The sequence below is a fragment of the Pseudomonas cavernae genome (genome assembly GCF_003595175.1).
Classification (GTDB): domain Bacteria; phylum Pseudomonadota; class Gammaproteobacteria; order Pseudomonadales; family Pseudomonadaceae; genus Aquipseudomonas; species Aquipseudomonas cavernae.
Map to the genome: position 1 here is coordinate 1561310 of NZ_CP032419.1, position 16387 is coordinate 1577696.

Genomic DNA, 16387 nt, shown 5'->3' on the forward strand with positions numbered 1-16387 from the left:
CACCTGGGGTTCATTAGGAGTTTTACGATGGAAATGCTGAAGTTTGGTAAGTTTGCTGCGCTGGGTCTGGCCCTTGCTGTGGCTGTTGGTTGCTCCTCCAAAGGCGGTGACACTGCTGGCGAAGGTGCTGTTGACCCGAACGCCGGCTACAACGCCAACGGCAGCGGTGTTGATGGCAGCATGAGCGAAGAAGCCGCTCTGCGTGCCATCACTACCTTCTACTTCGAGTACGACAGCTCTGACCTGAAGCCGGAAGCCATGCGCGCTCTGGACGTTCACGCCAAAGACCTGAAAGGCAACGGCGCTCGCGTCGTTCTGGAAGGCCACACCGACGAGCGCGGCACCCGCGAGTACAACATGGCTCTGGGTGAGCGTCGTTCCAAGGCCGTTCAGCGTTACCTGGTTCTGCAGGGCGTTTCCCCGGCTCAGCTGGAGCTGGTTTCCTACGGTGAAGAGCGTCCGGTTGCTACTGGCAACGACGAGCAATCCTGGGCTCAAAACCGTCGCGTCGAACTGCGTAAGTAATTCGTCATGCGTACGTGCCGCCGTGCTTTGACCGTTCTGGCGCTCAGCCTGCCGTTCGCGGCCTGGGCTGAGGTTCCCGTGGTGGATAATGCAGCGGGCTATCCCGCCAGCAGTTATCCGCCGGCTGGTTATGGCACGAGTGGCGCCTATGCCGGGGGCGGGGTTACGACCCCGACTTCGGCGCAGGGTGAGTTGTTCATGCAGCTGCAGCAGCTGCAGGACGAGGTCGCGCGTCTGCGCGGCATGGTGGAAGAGCAGCAAAACGAGATTCAGCGCCTCAAGCAGGAAAGCCTCGAGCGTTATCAGGATCTTGATAGCCGCCTGTCCGGTGGTGCTGCCGCTGCCTCACAGAATTCATCCGCTGCTGGCGCGGTCAATGCCAACGGCGCGCCGACTACGCCTGCCAATCAGGCGTCGGCAAGCAGCGAGCCGGGCGATCCGGCGAAGGAAAAGCTGTACTACGACGCTGCCTTCGATCTGATCAAGGCCAAGGATTTCGAGAAAGCCAGCCAGGCTTTCTCCGCGTTCCTGCGCAAATACCCGAATAGCCAGTATGCCGGTAACGCGCAGTATTGGCTGGGCGAGGTGAACCTCGCCAAAGGCGACCTGCAAGCGGCCGGTCAGGCCTTTGCCAAGGTCAGTCAGGCTTATCCGCAACACGCCAAGGTTCCAGATTCGCTGTACAAGCTGGCCGATGTCGAGCAGCGTCTAGGGCATACCGACAAGGCCAAAGGCATTTTGCAGCAGGTTATCGCCCAGTATCCCGGCAGTTCCGCCGCACAACTGGCCCAGCGTGATCTGCAGCGCATGTAAAGCTGATTCGCTATTCAAGAAAACCCGCGCTTGTCGCGGGTTTTTTCGTTAAAATCGGCGCCCCCAATTCCCGCAACGGAGGCGGATGGCCTGTTTCGCCGTCACGCCCGTGGCTGATATGCAAAAAAACCTGCGAATTACCGAGATCTTCTACTCGTTGCAGGGGGAGACGCGCACGGCCGGTTTGCCGACTGTGTTCGTCCGCCTGACCGGCTGCCCCCTGCGCTGCCAGTACTGTGATACCGCCTATGCCTTCAGCGGCGGCGAGCTCATGAGCCTCGAGGCCATCCTTGAGCGTGTTGCCGGCTACAAGCCGCGCTACGTCTGTGTGACGGGGGGCGAACCCTTGGCGCAACCCAATTGCATCGACTTGCTCGAGCGTCTGTGCGACGGCGGTTACGAAGTTTCGCTGGAGACCAGCGGCGCCCTGGACGTATCGGCGGTCGATCCGCGGGTCAGCAAGGTGGTCGACCTGAAGACCCCGGGCTCCGCCGAAGTGGCACGCAATCGCTATGAGAATCTCAACTTCCTCACGGTCAACGATCAGGTCAAGTTCGTCATCTGTTCCCGCGAAGACTACGACTGGGCAGTGTCCAAGCTGATCCAGTACCGTCTGCAAGAACGTGCTGGCGAAGTCCTGTTCTCGCCCAGCTATCAGCAGGTGGACGTGCGGGCACTGGCCGATTGGATAGTTACTGACAATCTGCCGGTGCGTCTGCAGATGCAGTTGCACAAGATTTTCTGGAATGACGAGCCGGGGCACTGAAATGACTGAGAAAAAAGCGGTAATCCTGCTTTCCGGCGGTCTCGACTCCGCCACCGTGGTGGCGCTGGCCAAAGCCGATGGCTATGCCTGTTACACCATGAGTTTCGACTACGGCCAGCGCCATCGTTCGGAGCTGCAGGCGGCCGAGCGTGTCGCGCAACAGCTTGGGGTGGTCGAGCACAAGGTGATCGGCCTGAACCTCAATGGTATGGGTGGCTCGGCCTTGACCGACAGCTCGATCGCCGTGCCGGAAAGCCCGGGTGAAGGCATCCCGGTGACCTATGTGCCAGCGCGCAACACGGTGTTTTTGTCCCTGGCCCTGGGCTGGGCTGAAGTGCTCGGCGCGCGGGATATCTTTATCGGGGTCAATGCAGTCGACTATTCCGGCTATCCCGATTGCCGTCCTGAATTCATCGCCGCCTTCGAACGCATGGCCAATCTGGCGACCAAGGCCGGGGTAGAGGGGCAGGGGTTCCGTATTCAGGCGCCGCTGCAGAGCATGAGTAAGGCCGAGATCGTTCAGGCTGGCGTCCGCCATGGTGTGGATTATGCCTTGACGGTGTCCTGCTACCAGGCTGACGACGAAGGACACGCCTGTGGCAAATGCGACAGTTGCCGTCTGCGTGCGGCGGGCTTTGCTTCCGCTGGCGTGCAGGACCCTACCCGGTACCGCTAATTTTTTTGTGGGTGCTATTGAATTTATGAATTAAATCAGTATCATGCATCCGCGTTGGGTCGTTAGCTCAGTTGGTAGAGCAGTTGGCTTTTAACCAATTGGTCGTAGGTTCGAATCCTACACGACCCACCACTCCTTCCTTGCTTCACCTCTCCTCGGTTGCTTATCGCCTCCATTACCCTGCAAGGGGTGGGTGATATACTCGTCTCATGCCTTTACAGGTTCAGCGAATATGACGCAGATTTCAGAACGCCTCCTGGTTCAAGCCCATCTCGATGCCAAGCAACCGAAGCCGTTGACTGTCGAGGAAGAGGCACATTATCGCGCGGCGATTGCGGCCGAGCTGAAGGCTCAGGATGCCGTGCTGGTGGCGCATTACTACTGCGATCCGGTACTCCAGGCGCTGGCCGAGGAGACCGGTGGTTGTGTGTCCGACTCCCTGGAGATGGCGCGGTTCGGCAATCAGCATCCGGCCAAGACTGTGCTGGTCGCCGGTGTGAAGTTCATGGGCGAAACGGCGAAGATTCTCAACCCGGAAAAGCGCGTGCTGATGCCGACCTTGGAGGCTACCTGCTCGCTCGATCTGGGTTGCCCGATCGATGAGTTCTCGGCCTTCTGCGATCAGCATCCCGAGCGCACCGTGGTGGTTTACGCCAATACTTCGGCGGCGGTGAAGGCGCGGGCCGACTGGGTCGTGACTTCCAGTTGTGCGCTGGAGATCGTCGAAAGCCTGATGGATAACGGCGAGAAGATCATCTGGGCGCCGGACAAGCATCTGGGCCGCTATATCCAGCGCGAGACTGGCGCCGACATGCTGCTCTGGGATGGTGCCTGCATCGTCCATGAGGAGTTCAAGTCCCGGCAGCTGGAAGACATGAAGGCGCTGTATCCGGATGCCGCGATTCTGGTGCATCCGGAATCGCCGGAAGCGGTGGTGGCCCTGGCCGATGCGGTGGGTTCCACCAGTCAGCTGATCAAGGCGGCGCAAACCCTGCCGAATCAGACCTTCATCGTCGCCACCGATCGCGGCATCTTCTACAAGATGCAGCAGTTGTGCCCGGACAAGACCTTCATCGAGGCTCCGACGGCCGGTAACGGGGCGGCCTGCCGCAGTTGTGCGCATTGCCCGTGGATGGCGATGAATACCCTGGAGCGTACCCTGCAGAGTCTGCGCGAGGGCAGCAACGAGATCTTCGTCGATCCGGCGTTGATTCCGCGGGCCTTGCGTCCGCTCAAGCGCATGCTCGATTTCACCCAGGCAGCGCGCCTGAAGCTGGCAGGCAACGCCTAGCGCCCCAGCCCAACAAAAAGCCCGGCCTAGGTCGGGCTTTTTTGTGGGCGCTTCAGCGCAGCATCTGCTTGATCAGTTTCTGCTGCTCGATCATTTCCTTCTGCCGTGCATCGATGCGCGAAGCCAGCTGGAAATTATTGGCCGAGCGGCGTTTGGCGAAGTCGAGCTGCTCGATGGCTTGGTCATAGTCGCCGACCAGGGCGAAATACTCGGCGCGGGCCTGGTGCAGGCCAATGATGTTGCCTGCCTGGCCGCGGGTTTCGGCCACTTGGTACCAGATATCCGGGTCGTGCGGGCGCCTCTTCAGTAGGGCGTCCAGGGCCTTCTCGGCTTCGGTGGAGCGGCCCTGCTTAAGCATCAGGTCGATCTGCGCCTGCTTCAGTGGGTAGTTGTTGGGATACTGGCCGAGCAGACGCTGGACCCGCTGTTGGGCATCCGGCAGGCGGTTGGCGGTGATATCCAGATCGACCTGGGCAAGGTTGTAGGCAACGTCGTTGGGGGCCCTGTCCAGCAGTGCTTTCAGGCTGTCACGCGCCTCGTTGAGGCGGCCGCCCTTGATCAGCGCCAGGGCTAGGCCATAGCGGGCGGCATCCTGCTTGGGATCCTCGTCGAGCATGGCGCGAAAACGCTTGGCCGAAACTCCCGGAGTTTCCTCGTAATACAGCATCATCCGTGCGCGGATCTGCTCGTAGCTCGGGCTGTCCTCCTTGCCACCGGCCGGGAACTGTTCGGCGCGGTTGCGGGTGTCGGCGATCCGCGATTCGGTGACCGGGTGGGTGAGGAGGAACTCCGGCGGTTTGGCGTCATAGCGGTACTGACGCATCAGGCGTTCGAACATGCTGGGCATGGCGCGCGGATCGTAGCCGGCTTTTTCCAAGTTGAGGATGCCGATGCGGTCGGCTTCCTGCTCGTTCTGCCGGGAAAAGCGCCGTTGTTCCTGAATGGCTGCCGCCTGAGTCGAGGCGATGGCGGCGATGCCGGCATCTCCGGCGCCGGCCGCGGCGGCGATGATGCCGGCAAGCATGGCGGCCATCATCGGAATCTGCATGCGCTGCTGGGCCTCGATGCCGCGGGCGAAGTGGCGTTGCGACAAGTGCGCCAATTCGTGGGCCAGCACTGAGGCGTATTCGGCTTCGCTCTGGGCGTAGAGGAAAATGCCGCCGTTGACGCCGACGATGCCGCCGGGAGCGGCAAAGGCGTTCAGCTGCGGGCTGTTGATGTACACGAACTCCAAGCGCCGATCCTGTAGCTGACTGGTTTCAGCCAGGCGAAAGACGCTGGTTTCGACGAAATCTTTCAGCTGCGGATCATGCAATTGATCGACCTGGCCGCGTAGCAGGCTGAGCCAGGCGCGACCGAGTTGATGTTCCTGCTCCGGCGAGACAATGGAGGAACTGGCGTCGCCAAGAGACGGCAAGTCGTCGGCCAGGCCGGGTTGGGCGAGCAGGCAGGCGAGCGTCAGCAGAGTAGGGCGCAATAGATTCATGCACGGGGCTCACGGCGGGAAAGGCGTTACTGTAGCTGCCCAGTTGGTCAACTGGCCAGGCTTGTGCGGTATCCTAGAACCTTCTCCCGGAGACTGAACATGACCGACGCTGTAGAGCGGGCCGAACCCTGCGACGCTGAGCTGGATGCCAGCGGCTTGAACTGCCCGCTGCCATTGCTCAAGGCCAAGCTCGAGCTGAATCGCCTGCCCAGTGGCGCCGTGCTCAAGGTGACGGCGACCGATGCCGGTTCGCAACGCGATTTCCGCGCCTTCGCCCATCTGGCCGGCCATGCCTTGCTGCGCGAGGAGTGCGAGGGCGGTGTGTATCGTTATTGGTTGCGCAAGGCCTGAGAACCCGTTCGGGATCCGCTGTGCGTCGGTCATACGCCGTTGAAAATGGCCTTGGCTCGCGAGATCCGAAACAGGTTCTGAGGGTTGGTCGCTCTAGGGAGCAGTAATGTTCAAGGTGTTACGCGATTGGGTGCAGCGCTATTTCTCCGACGAGGAGGCGGTGGTGCTCGCGGTGCTGCTGGTGCTCGGCTTCACCGCGATTCTGACGCTCGGCGGCATGCTGGCGCCGGTCCTGGCTGGCTTGGTGCTGGCTTTCCTGATGCAGGGCTTGGTGCGCCAGCTCGAGAGCCTGCGTGTGCCGCGCCTACTGGCGGTGTGGCTGGTGTTCGCCCTGTTCATCGGCCTGTTGGCGTTGTTCCTGCTGGTCCTGATGCCACTGCTGTGGCAGCAGGTGATCACCTTGTTCAACGAGTTGCCGGGCATGCTCGGCAAGTGGCAGTCGCTGCTGCTGGTCTTGCCTGAGCGCTATCCGCACATGGTGACCGACGAGCAGGTGCTGGAAGCCATCGCGGTGACGCGCGGCGAGTTGGGCAAGTTCGGCCAGTTGTTGCTGACCTCTTCGCTCGCCAGCCTGCCGCTGCTGGTCAACGCCATGATCTATCTGGTGCTGGTGCCGATCCTGGTGTTCTTCTTCCTCAAGGATCATCAATTGATCGGTCGTTGGTTTCGTGGCTACCTGCCGCGTGAGCGGGCGCTGATGACCCATGTGGCGCAGGAGATGAACCAGCAGATCGCCAATTACATTCGCGGCAAGGTGATCGAGATCGTCATCTGTGGCGGGGTGACTTACGCGGCCTTTGCCGCGCTAGGGCTGAACTATGCGGCGCTGCTGGCCTTGCTGGTCGGTCTGTCGGTGGTGGTGCCCTACGTCGGCGCGGTGGTGGTGACCGTGCCGGTGGCGCTGATCGCGCTGTTCCAGTGGGGCTGGGGCGACCAGTTCATCACCTTGATGGTGGTCTATGCGGTGATTCAGGCGCTGGATGGCAACGTGCTGGTGCCGCTGTTGTTTTCCGAGGCAGTGAACCTGCACCCGGTGGCGATCATCTGCGCGGTGCTGCTGTTCGGTGGGTTGTGGGGCTTCTGGGGGATCTTCTTCGCCATTCCGCTGGCGACCCTGTTCAAGGCCGTGCTGGATGCCTGGCCACGCCAGCCGCCGGCGCTGGTGGGCGAATAAAGCAAAAAGGCCGCTGCTGCGGCCTTTTTGTTGCCAGCCGTTCTCAGGCTTGCTGTAGCGCTTGGGCGGCGGCGAGCACGGCGTCGACATGCCCTGGGACTTTCACCCCGCGCCATTCCCGGCGCAGCACGCCGCTCTGGTCGATCAGGAAGGTGCTGCGGTCGATGCCCAGATATTCCTTGCCATAGAGCTTCTTCAGCTTGATCACGTCGAATAGCTGGCACAGCGCTTCATCCTTGTCGCTGATCAGCTCGAAGGGAAACGCCTGCTTGCACTTGAAGTTCTCGTGGGACTTCAGGCTGTCGCGGGAGACGCCGAAAATCTGCGTGTTGACCGCCTGGAACTCGGCATGGCGATCGCGAAAGCCCTGGCCTTCGGTGGTGCAGCCCGGGGTGCTGTCCTTCGGGTAGAAATAGATCACCACCTGCTGGCCCTTGAGCGCGGTCAGGGAGACCTGATGACCGCTGGTGGCCTGGGCGTGAAAGTCGGCGACGGCGTGGTCGAGGCTAACGGCCATGGGGCTCTCCTCAGGCTGGGGTTTGCGGGCGCCAGGGTTCGATCAGCGCATCCAGGTTCAGGGCATCGGCGAAGTCGAGGAACTGGTCGCGCAGCCAGCTGATCTGGGTGCCGGCTGGCAGGGTCACGGTGAGGGTGGCATTGAGCATGGTGCCGCCGGTGTGCGGGGCTTGATAGGTGTCGCAGGTCAGGTTCTCCAGCTCGACGTTGTGGTCAATGAAGAACTGGCACAGCTCGTTGAGAATGTCCGGACGATATGCCGCGCTGACATAGGCCACATAGGGCAGGGCATGCGGGCGATGTTCGGCGGCGGAACTGCGTACCACATTGACGCTGAACGCGTGCTTCTTGGCCAGGGCCGGCAGTCCGGCTTCCAGGCGGGCCAGCGCGTCCCAATTGCCCGACACCTGCAGGACCAATGCGCAGAGCTCTCCATGCCGAGTCAGGCGGGTGCTGATGACTGCGCAGCGGTTCTCATGGCTGGCGCGGCACAGCACATTGGTCAGCTCCATGGGGGTGGTGCCGAGGGCGCTGATGACAAGGAATTGTTCGCGAACGGAGGGGGTGGACATGCAGCATTCCTAAAGCGATGGGCGGTCGGCGGTCGAGCTGCCGATCAAAGCCGGAAGGTTAGCGAAAACTGCCGCTCAGGGGAATGCTCATGGCACGGCGCTTCGCTTGTGCAAGGCAGGTGGCGCCAGTACCATTACGGTTCAATTTTTCCGGCAGGAGCGGTTGCATGATTGCGGGCAGTATGGTGGCGCTGGTCACGCCTATGGATGCACAGGGACGTCTCGATTGGGATGCGCTGAGCAAGCTGGTGGATTTCCACCTGCAAGAAGGCACCAATGCCATCGTCGCGGTCGGCACCACCGGTGAGTCGGCCACGCTGGACGTCGGCGAACACATCGATGTGATCCGCCGGGTAGTCGATCAGGTCGCCGGGCGCATACCGGTCATCGCCGGTACCGGCGCCAACTCCACCCGTGAAGCGGTGGAGCTGACCGAGAACGCCAAGAAGGCCGGCGCGGATGCCTGTCTGCTGGTGACCCCGTACTACAACAAGCCGACCCAGGAAGGCCTGTACCAGCACTTCCGCCATATCGCCGAAAGCGTGGCGATCCCGCAGATTCTCTACAACGTGCCGGGCCGCACCGCCTGCGACATGTTGCCGGAGACTGTCGAACGCCTGTCGAAAGTGGCGAACATCATCGGTATCAAGGAAGCCACCGGCGACCTGCAGCGCGGCCAGGAAATCCTCGATCGGGTGAGCCAGGACTTCCTCGTCTACTCCGGTGACGACCCGACCGCCGTCGAGCTGATCCTGATGGGCGGCAAGGGCAATATCTCGGTCACCGCCAACGTCGCACCGCGCGCCATGAGCGAGCTGTGCGCCGCCGCCATGGCCGGCGATGCGGCCACCGCACGGGCGATCAACGAGCGCCTGATGCCGCTGCACAAGAATTTGTTTATCGAGTCCAACCCGATTCCGGTGAAGTGGGCGCTGCATGAAATGGGGCTGATGCAAGAAGGCATCCGCTTGCCTCTGACCTGGCTCAGCCCGCGTTGTCACGAACTGCTGCGTCAGGCTCTGCGCCAGTCCGGCGTATTGGCTTAATTTGAGGAATTACTACGCATGAAGCGACTGGCCGGACTCTCCGCACTTGCCTTGATCATCTCCAGTACCAGCGGTTGCGGCTGGCTCTGGGGTGATGAGGGTTACTTCCGCGATCGTGGTAGTGACTACCTCAACGATCGGCAAACCGCGCCTATGCAGGTTCCGCCGGATATCAGCAACGCCAAGCGCCTCGATCCGCTGCTGCCGGTACCGCGCAACGTGGCCGATTCGACCGCCCAAGGCGAGTACGAAGTACCGCGTCCACAGGCGCTGGCAGTGCAGGCCGACTCGCGTGAGTTCAGCTTGCAGAAGAGCGGCGATTCGCGCTGGGTAGTGGCCCAGCGCGCACCGGCGGAAGTCTGGCCGGTGGCCCGCCAGTTCTTCGAGGACAACGGTTTTCAGGTCGTCGATGAGCGCCCGCAGACCGGTGAGTTCAGCACCGCCTGGCAGCGCTTCGATCAGTTGTCCGCGTCCATGGCGCGTCGCCTGAGCAGCCGCGTCAGTGGCGTTGCGCCAGACAGCGAAACCCGCGTGCGCGTGCGCATCGAGCCGGGCGTGCAGCGCAATACCAGCGAGATTTTTGTGGTCAGCGCCGAGCGCCCGGCCGGCAGCTCGGACGAGATCGAGTTTCCGAGTAAGGCCGGCAACGCCAGCCTGGATGCGGCGCTGCTCGACGAAATGCTGGCGAGCATGGCGCGCAGTGCCGAGCAGGGCGGTTCCGTGTCCCTGCTCGCGGCCCGCGACTTCGATGCACCGGATCGCGTGACCCTGTCGGAAGACGGCAGCGGTAACCCGGTGCTGACCCTCGGCACCGATTTCGATCGGGCCTGGTCAAGCGTCGGCCGTTCTCTCGATACTGGCAACGTGCGCATCGACGACCTCAACCGTTCCCTCGGCGTGTACTACATCAACCTCGCCGAAGGTGCGAAGAAAGAAGACGAGAAGCCCGGCTTCTGGACGCGCATGTGGGGCAGTTCGCCCAGTGACGAAGAGATCGAAGAGCGTGCCGAGCGCTATCAGGTGCGCCTGACCAGCGTCGGCGACAGTGTGCAGGTGACGGTGGAGAAAGACCTCAATACCGTGGCGCCGGCCGACGTGGCCCGCCGCGTGCTGAGCCTGATCCAGGAACACCTCGGCTAAGCCGGCAGCGGGCCGCTGCCTGCGGCCCCGGCGCTGCCCAAGATGTAGAAGCCAATAGGCGAAACCCGGTGGGTTTCGCCTGTTTCGTTTACTCAAGGCGGAAATTCCGACATGACCACTCCCAGCACCCTGAGCCTGAAAAAAATCTATTCGGGTAAAGTCCGCGACCTCTATGAAATCGATGCCAAGCGCATGCTGATGGTGGCCAGCGATCGCTTGTCGGCGTTCGATGTGATCCTCAATGAGCCGATTCCGGACAAGGGCAAGATTCTCACCGCCATCTCCAATTTCTGGTTCGACAAGCTCGCCGGCCTGGTGCCTAACCATCTCACCGGCGACAAGGTCGAGGACGTAGTGCCGGCGGCCGAGCTGCCGCTGGTGGAAGGTCGCGCGGTGGTGGCCAAGCGCCTCAAGCCGGTGGCGGTAGAGGCCATCGTGCGCGGCTATATCGTTGGTTCCGGCTGGAAGGAATACCAGAAGAGCGGCACCGTCTGCGGCATCCAGCTGCCGGCCGGGTTGAAGGAGGCGGCCAAGCTGCCGCAGCCGATCTTCACGCCGTCGACCAAGGCGGCGGTCGGTGACCACGACGAGAACATCTCCTTCGCGCAGTGTGAGGCGATCATCGGCAAGGAGCTGGCCGCCAAAGTGCGCGATACCGCCATCGCCCTGTACAGCGCGGCCGTGGAGTACGCGGCCACACGCGGCATCATCATCGCCGACACCAAGTTCGAGTTCGGCCTGGACGAAGACGGCACCCTGACCCTGATGGACGAAGCGCTGACCCCGGACTCCAGCCGCTTCTGGCCGGCCGACAGCTATGTCGAAGGGCAGAGCCCGCCGAGCTTTGACAAGCAGTACGTGCGCGATTGGTTGGAATCCACTGGCTGGGATAAGCAGCCGCCGGCGCCCACGGTTCCGGCCGAGGTGGCGCAGAAGACCGCCGACAAGTATCGCGAGGCGCTGACCCGCCTGACCGCTTGAGGTCTGTCCTGGCTGATACCAGAGGAGCTACGGCTCCTCTGTGCGTTTCTGGCTGCCCAGTTGTCGCGATTTTCCCGCAAGCATCTGAAACCACGCAAAAAAATGCCGAACGGGCTTCGCCAAACCGCTTCAAGCTGTTATGATGCGCGCCGCCTAGGGGAGATGCCGGAGTGGTCGAACGGGACGGATTCGAAATCCGTTGAGTCAGCAATGGCTCCTAGGGTTCAAATCCCTATTTCCCCGCCATACATCAAAAGCCCCGGACGTTAACGCGTCCGGGGCTTTTGCTTTTCGGGCGGTTCGATGGTTGGCACCTGGTTTGTGTATTTTTGTCATTTGTGGCTAATATTGTTGTAAATACACATAGGGGAATGCCATGAGTGCGCTCACCCGTCCGCAGTTGGATGCCGAAGCAGTACTGGCCAGGGCCCTGCTCAATGCTCGCGAGCAATTGGGGCTGACCCAGCAGGAGCTGGCGGAGATCGTCGGCGTACACCGCACGGCTGTCACCCGCTGGGCGGACAGCGGTGGTTTGCGTCCGCAGAGCAAGACCGGTGAATTGGCGCTGTTGCTGATCCGGGTCTACCGCGCGCTGTTCGCCTTGTTCGGTGGCAATCTCGATGACATGCGTCACTTTCTGCGCACCGAGAACCGTCATCTGGCCGGCGTGCCTTTGCAGCAGATGGCTCAGGTGCAAGGGCTGGTGCGGCTAGTGGAGTACCTGGATGCCATTCGCGGCAAGGTTTGAGTTCGGCAGCAGGGATCGCAGCGGAATATGACCGTGGATATCTGGCAGCTTTGCCATGGGCCTGAGCAGGTCGCCCCGTTACGCGGCCAATTGGTGCGGCTGGTGGAAAGCCAGGAGCAGGTTGCTACCTTGCGTCTGGTCGACAGCCTGGCCGAGCAGGCGCTGCTGGAAGACTTGATCGAAGGCAGCAAGCCGCCGCTGCCGACGGGCACGGAAGCGCTTCATTACCTGCTGAAGACGCCGTTCCGCTACCCGCCGCTGCGCTGGGGCTCGCGTTTCGGCAGTGTCTACGAACCCAGCCTGTTCTATGCCGGCGCGCGTCTGGAAACCGCCATGGCCGAGACCGCCTATTACCGCTGCGTGCTGTGGGATGGCATGCTCAGTCCGCCGCCGAGTGGGCGCATCCTATCCGAGCATGCCTCGTTCGAGGTGCGTTATCGGGTCGAGCGGGGCGTGCGCCTGCAGGTGCCGCCCTTTGCCGAATTTCAGGCCGAGCTGAGCGATCCCAGGCGTTATGCCGCCACCCAGGCGTTGGGCCAAGCGATGCGCACCGCCGGGGTCGAGGCGTTCGAGTACCGTTCGGCGCGCTGCCCGCAAGGGGGCACCAATGTCGCGTTGTATACCCCGCGGGCGTTCAGTGAAAAGCAGCCGCGTAACCTGACGCCTTGGCTGTGCGAAACCACGGCCGACTATGTCGCCTTCAAACATGCCCAGGCGCCCGACGCGCCGCGGCTGTTCCACTGGCAGCAGTTTCTCGTCGACGGGCAATTGCCGCTGCCGGCATAGGCCATTCGCTACTGCAGCGCTGTCTTCCGCGGCGAAGAATTGGCACGACTGTGCACAATTGCTGTGCGCAGTTTTCCTGCGTCGCTGACCGAGTCGAAAAGGGCGGCTGAGCGCTGCTGCGGTGTTGCGTGCTCCGCTCATTTCGGCGGGCCAATATGGTTCGCCAGCGATCTGCCAAAGGCCGGCATTTGCCCGCAAACGGGGCGTCCGCCGTAAGTTGCGAGCGGACTTGTGCACAATGACGAGGCGTCGTGCTAAGCCACTGTCACAAGCGCTCGCAACATCTTGATTCTGTATGGTGATTTTTTAAGTCAATGAAAAATATTGATTTTTTTCACTGGTGAAAAAATCATCAACTTGACTCGGAGCCCCGTGGCAGTGGGGGTCGAGGCGGCTGCTCCCAAGTTGTCCACGGAGTTATCCACAGCTTCTGTGGATTGTCATCGGGCGCTCGTCTAGATCGCGGCCGGGCACGGTTGGCAAGTCTTTACCGGTGGGGAAAAAGGAGTAGAGTGGCGCGCCCTGACTGCCCCCGCCGATTGGTTATGCCGCGCGCCTCGCTCACTTTGCCTTCCCGTTCTACCGATCAGCGTTGGTCGCTGCATGTCGCGCTGTGGCTGCTGGATAGCCCGCGCCTCGGTCAGCTTGCCTGGGCCAAGCATCTGGCTGGGCGTCTGCTCAAGCAGCCGGCGCGCCAGGGCGTGGTGCTGGCGCAGAGCCGCCTGGGGCAACTGCTGTGCCGCGATTGCGGCAATGCCCGTGATCGGCGCATCGGCGTGGAGCTCTTGCGCCAGGCCGCGCGCAGTGGCGATCGCCGCGCTCAGCTGGAGCTCGGTCGGTTGTACCGCCAACCGCGCTCGCTGGAACCACTGCAAGCCCGGCACTGGCTGCAACAGGCTGCCGCGCAGGGCTCGCACGAGGCCCAACGGCTGCTCAACAACCTCTGAGTTCCCATTCCGCGGCTGGGTATACTGCCCGGCAGTCCTGTGCGGAGCCGCTTATGCCCATCGATTTGCCCAACTTGCTGATTGGTCTGTCCGTCGCGGCGCTGCCGCTGTTGGCCTTGGCTTGGCAGTTGCAACGGCGCATGAGCCTGCAGCAGGCCGAGGCGGCTTTGCTGGAAGAGCGTCTGAGCCATGCGCAATTGGCGCAGGACGGTCTCGGCGCGCAAGTGGACGCCTACCGGGCGGAAGTCACCGAGCTGAGCGAGCAGAAGGCCGCGCAGCAAGCCGAGCTGGCGGCGCTGCGGCGCGAAACCGAGCTGCTGCAAGGCGAGCGCCGCGCCAGCCGCGAAGCCGCGCAAGGCTGGAGCGCCGAGCGCGAGCAGAAAGAAGCCGAGCTGCGCCGCCTGAGCGCCGCGCATGCCGGGCTGGCCGCCGAACTGCGCGAGCAGCAGGACAGTCACCAGCAGCGTCTCAACGACTTGCAGGGCTCGCGCGACGAGCTGCGCGCGCAGTTCGCCGAACTGGCCGGGAAGATCTTCGACGAGCGCGAGCAGCGCTTCGCCGAGACCAGCCAGCAGCGCCTCGGCCAGTTGCTCGACCCGCTCAAGGAGCGCATCCAGCTGTTCGAGAAGCGCGTCGAGGAGAGTTACCAGCAGGAGGCGCGCGAGCGCTTTTCCTTGGCCAAGGAGCTGGAGCGCCTGCAGCAACTCAATCAGCGCCTGGGCGACGAGGCGACCAACCTGACCCGCGCGCTGAAGGGGCAGAAGACCCAGGGCAACTGGGGCGAGCTGGTGCTCGAGCGGGTGCTCGAGCACGCCGGGCTGGAAAAAGGCCGCGAATACCAGACCCAGGTCAGCCTCAAGGGCGGCGATGGCGAGCGCTTCCAGCCGGATGTGTTGATCCAGCTACCCGGCGACAAGCAGGTGGTGGTGGATGCCAAGGTCAGCCTGACCGCCTACCAGCAGCTGATCGCCGCCGAGGACGAGCAGGTCCGCCAGTTGGCCCTGAAGCAGCATGTGCTGTCGTTACGTAGCCATCTGAAGGGCTTGTCGGTGAAGGATTACCAGCGCCTGGAAGGCCTGCACAGCCTGGATTTCGTGCTCCTCTTCGTGCCCATCGAGGCGGCCTTCGCCGCCGCGCTGCAGGCCGATCCGGGGTTGTTCCAGGAGGCCTACGACCAGCACATCGTCATCGTCAGCCCGACCACCTTGCTGGCCACCTTGCGGGTGATCGACAGCCTCTGGCGCCAGGAGCGGCAGAGCCAGAACGCGCGCGAGATCGCCGAGCGCGCCGGGGCGCTGTACGACAAGTTCGTCGCCTTCATCCAGGACCTCGATGAGGTCGGCAGCCGCCTGCAACAGCTGGACAAGGCTTACGCCGCGGCGCGCAACAAGCTGAGCGACGGGCGCGGCAATATCGTCGGCCGGGTGGAAAACCTCAAGCTGCTGGGCGCGCGGGCGAGCAAGAGCCTGCCGGTCGAGTTGCTCGAGCGCGCCGCCGTGCCGCTGTTGGATGAGGCGGGGGAGTGACGCCGAACCTGGGTTTACTTCCCTCGCCCCTTTATGAGCGAGGGTAAAACCGCCTGCGCGTCCCTCTCCCCCGGCCCTCTCCCGCAAGCGGGAGGGGCAAGCTACACCGCAGCCTGCATCTGTTCCGCCGCCGCCCGCTTGGCCGCCGGGGAACTGGCCAGATAGTCCAGCGCCACCTTGATGTCGCCCTCGGTACGCGGGTGGAAAGACGGCTGGAAGTAACGCAACACCGCCTGGCCGATGCTCCCCATCCGCGGCAACAGGCCGCGTTTGCCCAGTCGCGACCACAGGCGCAGGAATCCCGGTGCACCACGGGTCGCCGGGTCCTGGCGCATCATCAGGCGTGAGCCGGTGCTGAACATCAGCGTCACCGCCGCCGAGCCGATGAACATATACAGCCAGCGCATGAACAGGCTGCCGCCCAGGTGCACGTGCAGGTCGTGGGCGACGCAGCGGTGTTCGATCTCCTCGGCCCCATGCCAGCGCAGCAGGTCGAGCATCACCGGGTCGGCATGGTCGAGGCTGCGGGTGGTGATGATCCAGTCGCCGAGTACGCAGGTGAAGTGCTCGACGGCGGCGATCAGGCCCACGCGCTGGATCAGCCACCAGTGCTGCAGGCGGCGGCTGATGGCGTTGTTGCCCAGTGGATAGTCGCCGAGTACGCGGTCGAACAGCCATTCGATACGCCGGGTGAAGGGTTTCGGGTTGATGCCGTGGCGCAGCAGATAGGGCTCCAGCGCGCTGTCGTGAGCGCGGGCGTGCTGGGCTTCCTGCTTGATGAAACCGCGCACGTCGTCGCGCAGGCGCTCGTCGGTCACCAGCGGCAGGGCCTTGTTGTACACCTTGCAGAACCAGAACTCGCCGGCCGGCAGGAAGATGTGCAGGGTGTTCATGATGTGCGACACCTCCGGCTCGTTCGGCACCCAGTGCAGTGGGGTGTTGGCGAAGTCGAAGCGTACTTTGCGTTGTTCCAGGCGGTGATGGGGCTCGTTCATTGTTGTTCTCCTAGGCGGCGGACGGGGCAGGCCGGGGTGTTGAGCAAG

The 16387-nt window shown here is 62.9% G+C and carries 18 protein-coding genes and 2 tRNA genes; 16 read left to right on the top strand and 4 right to left on the bottom strand.

Annotated features, from left to right (window positions below):
- Positions 1-27 precede the first annotated feature (27 nt).
- From pal to nadA, 6 genes are all read left to right on the top strand, one after another.
- Positions 28-525 (top strand): peptidoglycan-associated lipoprotein Pal, encoded by a 498-nt coding sequence (pal, locus tag D3880_RS07245; RefSeq protein WP_119892811.1) that lies wholly within the window; start codon positions 28-30, stop codon positions 523-525.
- A 6-nt stretch (positions 526-531) separates the two neighbouring features.
- The gene (ybgF, locus tag D3880_RS07250; protein ID WP_119892812.1) at positions 532-1338 is read left to right on the top strand and encodes a tol-pal system protein YbgF; all 807 of its coding nucleotides are present in this window, start codon (positions 532-534) and stop codon (positions 1336-1338) included.
- A 118-nt stretch (positions 1339-1456) separates the two neighbouring features.
- Complete coding sequence (queE, locus tag D3880_RS07255) at positions 1457-2104, top strand: 7-carboxy-7-deazaguanine synthase QueE (RefSeq protein ID WP_119895688.1); 648 nt, start codon at positions 1457-1459, stop codon at positions 2102-2104.
- A 1-nt stretch (position 2105) separates the two neighbouring features.
- Positions 2106-2780 carry a 7-cyano-7-deazaguanine synthase QueC gene (queC, locus tag D3880_RS07260; RefSeq protein WP_119892813.1) on the top strand — a complete coding sequence of 225 codons (675 nt, stop codon included), beginning with the start codon at positions 2106-2108 and terminating at the stop codon, positions 2778-2780.
- Positions 2781-2836: 56 nt separating this feature from the next.
- Positions 2837-2912, top strand: a tRNA-Lys gene (locus D3880_RS07265).
- A gap of 100 nt (positions 2913-3012) precedes the next feature.
- Positions 3013-4071 (top strand): quinolinate synthase NadA, encoded by a 1059-nt coding sequence (gene nadA / locus D3880_RS07270; RefSeq protein ID WP_119892814.1) that lies wholly within the window; start codon positions 3013-3015, stop codon positions 4069-4071.
- Positions 4072-4123: 52 nt separating this feature from the next.
- Here nadA and D3880_RS07275 read toward each other — a convergent pair whose 3' ends face one another.
- Entirely contained in the window at positions 4124-5557 is a 1434-nt protein-coding gene (locus D3880_RS07275; RefSeq protein WP_119892815.1) for a M48 family metalloprotease, read from the bottom strand.
- Positions 5558-5656: 99 nt separating this feature from the next.
- Here D3880_RS07275 and D3880_RS07280 point away from each other — a divergent pair, with 99 nt between their 5' ends.
- Together D3880_RS07280 and D3880_RS07285 are read left to right on the top strand one after the other, a co-directional pair.
- A complete protein-coding gene (locus tag D3880_RS07280) occupies positions 5657-5908 on the top strand; it encodes a sulfurtransferase TusA family protein (protein ID WP_119892816.1) in 252 nt (83 codons plus the stop codon).
- 106 nt (positions 5909-6014) lie between these two features.
- Positions 6015-7082, top strand: a complete 1068-nt coding sequence (locus tag D3880_RS07285) for an AI-2E family transporter (RefSeq protein WP_119892817.1) — start codon at positions 6015-6017, stop codon at positions 7080-7082.
- Positions 7083-7125: 43 nt separating this feature from the next.
- Here the strand turns inward: D3880_RS07285 and D3880_RS07290 are convergent, their stop codons facing one another.
- Together D3880_RS07290 and D3880_RS07295 are read right to left on the bottom strand one after the other, a co-directional pair.
- Positions 7126-7599 carry a peroxiredoxin gene (locus D3880_RS07290; RefSeq protein WP_119892818.1) on the bottom strand — a complete coding sequence of 158 codons (474 nt, stop codon included), beginning with the start codon at positions 7597-7599 and terminating at the stop codon, positions 7126-7128.
- A gap of 10 nt (positions 7600-7609) precedes the next feature.
- Entirely contained in the window at positions 7610-8170 is a 561-nt protein-coding gene (locus D3880_RS07295; protein WP_119892819.1) for a glycine cleavage system transcriptional repressor, read from the bottom strand.
- A gap of 167 nt (positions 8171-8337) precedes the next feature.
- Here D3880_RS07295 and dapA point away from each other — a divergent pair, with 167 nt between their 5' ends.
- The 8 genes from dapA to D3880_RS07335 all read left to right on the top strand — a co-directional run bounded on the left by dapA (position 8338) and on the right by D3880_RS07335 (position 15344).
- Entirely contained in the window at positions 8338-9216 is an 879-nt protein-coding gene (dapA, locus tag D3880_RS07300; protein ID WP_119892820.1) for a 4-hydroxy-tetrahydrodipicolinate synthase, read from the top strand.
- 18 nt (positions 9217-9234) lie between these two features.
- Positions 9235-10356: an outer membrane protein assembly factor BamC gene (bamC, locus tag D3880_RS07305; protein WP_119892821.1), complete on the top strand. Its 1122-nt coding sequence runs from the start codon at positions 9235-9237 to the stop codon at positions 10354-10356.
- A 111-nt stretch (positions 10357-10467) separates the two neighbouring features.
- Positions 10468-11337 (top strand): phosphoribosylaminoimidazolesuccinocarboxamide synthase, encoded by an 870-nt coding sequence (locus D3880_RS07310; RefSeq protein ID WP_119892822.1) that lies wholly within the window; start codon positions 10468-10470, stop codon positions 11335-11337.
- Between the two features lie 156 nt (positions 11338-11493).
- Positions 11494-11583: transfer RNA gene (locus D3880_RS07315), tRNA-Ser, on the top strand.
- 130 nt (positions 11584-11713) lie between these two features.
- Positions 11714-12085, top strand: coding sequence for an XRE family transcriptional regulator (locus D3880_RS07320; protein WP_119892823.1), 372 nt, complete (start codon positions 11714-11716; stop codon positions 12083-12085).
- A gap of 27 nt (positions 12086-12112) precedes the next feature.
- A complete protein-coding gene (locus tag D3880_RS07325; RefSeq protein WP_177412159.1) occupies positions 12113-12871 on the top strand; it encodes an RES family NAD+ phosphorylase in 759 nt (252 codons plus the stop codon).
- A gap of 545 nt (positions 12872-13416) precedes the next feature.
- Entirely contained in the window at positions 13417-13818 is a 402-nt protein-coding gene (locus tag D3880_RS07330) for a tetratricopeptide repeat protein (RefSeq protein ID WP_119892824.1), read from the top strand.
- 167 nt (positions 13819-13985) lie between these two features.
- Positions 13986-15344, top strand: a complete 1359-nt coding sequence (locus tag D3880_RS07335) for a DNA recombination protein RmuC (RefSeq protein ID WP_162935044.1) — start codon at positions 13986-13988, stop codon at positions 15342-15344.
- 101 nt (positions 15345-15445) lie between these two features.
- Here D3880_RS07335 and D3880_RS07340 read toward each other — a convergent pair whose 3' ends face one another.
- Entirely contained in the window at positions 15446-16339 is an 894-nt protein-coding gene (locus D3880_RS07340) for a metal-dependent hydrolase (protein ID WP_119892826.1), read from the bottom strand.
- Between the last annotated feature and the right edge of the window lie 48 nt (positions 16340-16387).

Coding starts and splice junctions, on each gene's coding strand:
- D3880_RS07320 (WP_119892823.1), top strand. CDS start 11,714: ATGAGTGCGCTCACCCGTCCGCAGTTGGATGCCGAAGCAGTACTGGCC.
- bamC (WP_119892821.1), top strand. CDS start 9,235: ATGAAGCGACTGGCCGGACTCTCCGCACTTGCCTTGATCATCTCCAGT.
- dapA (WP_119892820.1), top strand. CDS start 8,338: ATGATTGCGGGCAGTATGGTGGCGCTGGTCACGCCTATGGATGCACAG.
- D3880_RS07275 (WP_119892815.1), bottom strand. CDS start 5,557: ATGAATCTATTGCGCCCTACTCTGCTGACGCTCGCCTGCCTGCTCGCC.
- D3880_RS07340 (WP_119892826.1), bottom strand. CDS start 16,339: ATGAACGAGCCCCATCACCGCCTGGAACAACGCAAAGTACGCTTCGAC.
- D3880_RS07295 (WP_119892819.1), bottom strand. CDS start 8,170: ATGTCCACCCCCTCCGTTCGCGAACAATTCCTTGTCATCAGCGCCCTC.
- queC (WP_119892813.1), top strand. CDS start 2,106: ATGACTGAGAAAAAAGCGGTAATCCTGCTTTCCGGCGGTCTCGACTCC.
- D3880_RS07325 (WP_177412159.1), top strand. CDS start 12,113: ATGACCGTGGATATCTGGCAGCTTTGCCATGGGCCTGAGCAGGTCGCC.
- D3880_RS07290 (WP_119892818.1), bottom strand. CDS start 7,599: ATGGCCGTTAGCCTCGACCACGCCGTCGCCGACTTTCACGCCCAGGCC.
- D3880_RS07280 (WP_119892816.1), top strand. CDS start 5,657: ATGACCGACGCTGTAGAGCGGGCCGAACCCTGCGACGCTGAGCTGGAT.
- pal (WP_119892811.1), top strand. CDS start 28: ATGGAAATGCTGAAGTTTGGTAAGTTTGCTGCGCTGGGTCTGGCCCTT.
- queE (WP_119895688.1), top strand. CDS start 1,457: ATGCAAAAAAACCTGCGAATTACCGAGATCTTCTACTCGTTGCAGGGG.
- D3880_RS07330 (WP_119892824.1), top strand. CDS start 13,417: ATGCCGCGCGCCTCGCTCACTTTGCCTTCCCGTTCTACCGATCAGCGT.
- D3880_RS07285 (WP_119892817.1), top strand. CDS start 6,015: ATGTTCAAGGTGTTACGCGATTGGGTGCAGCGCTATTTCTCCGACGAG.
- ybgF (WP_119892812.1), top strand. CDS start 532: ATGCGTACGTGCCGCCGTGCTTTGACCGTTCTGGCGCTCAGCCTGCCG.
- D3880_RS07310 (WP_119892822.1), top strand. CDS start 10,468: ATGACCACTCCCAGCACCCTGAGCCTGAAAAAAATCTATTCGGGTAAA.
- nadA (WP_119892814.1), top strand. CDS start 3,013: ATGACGCAGATTTCAGAACGCCTCCTGGTTCAAGCCCATCTCGATGCC.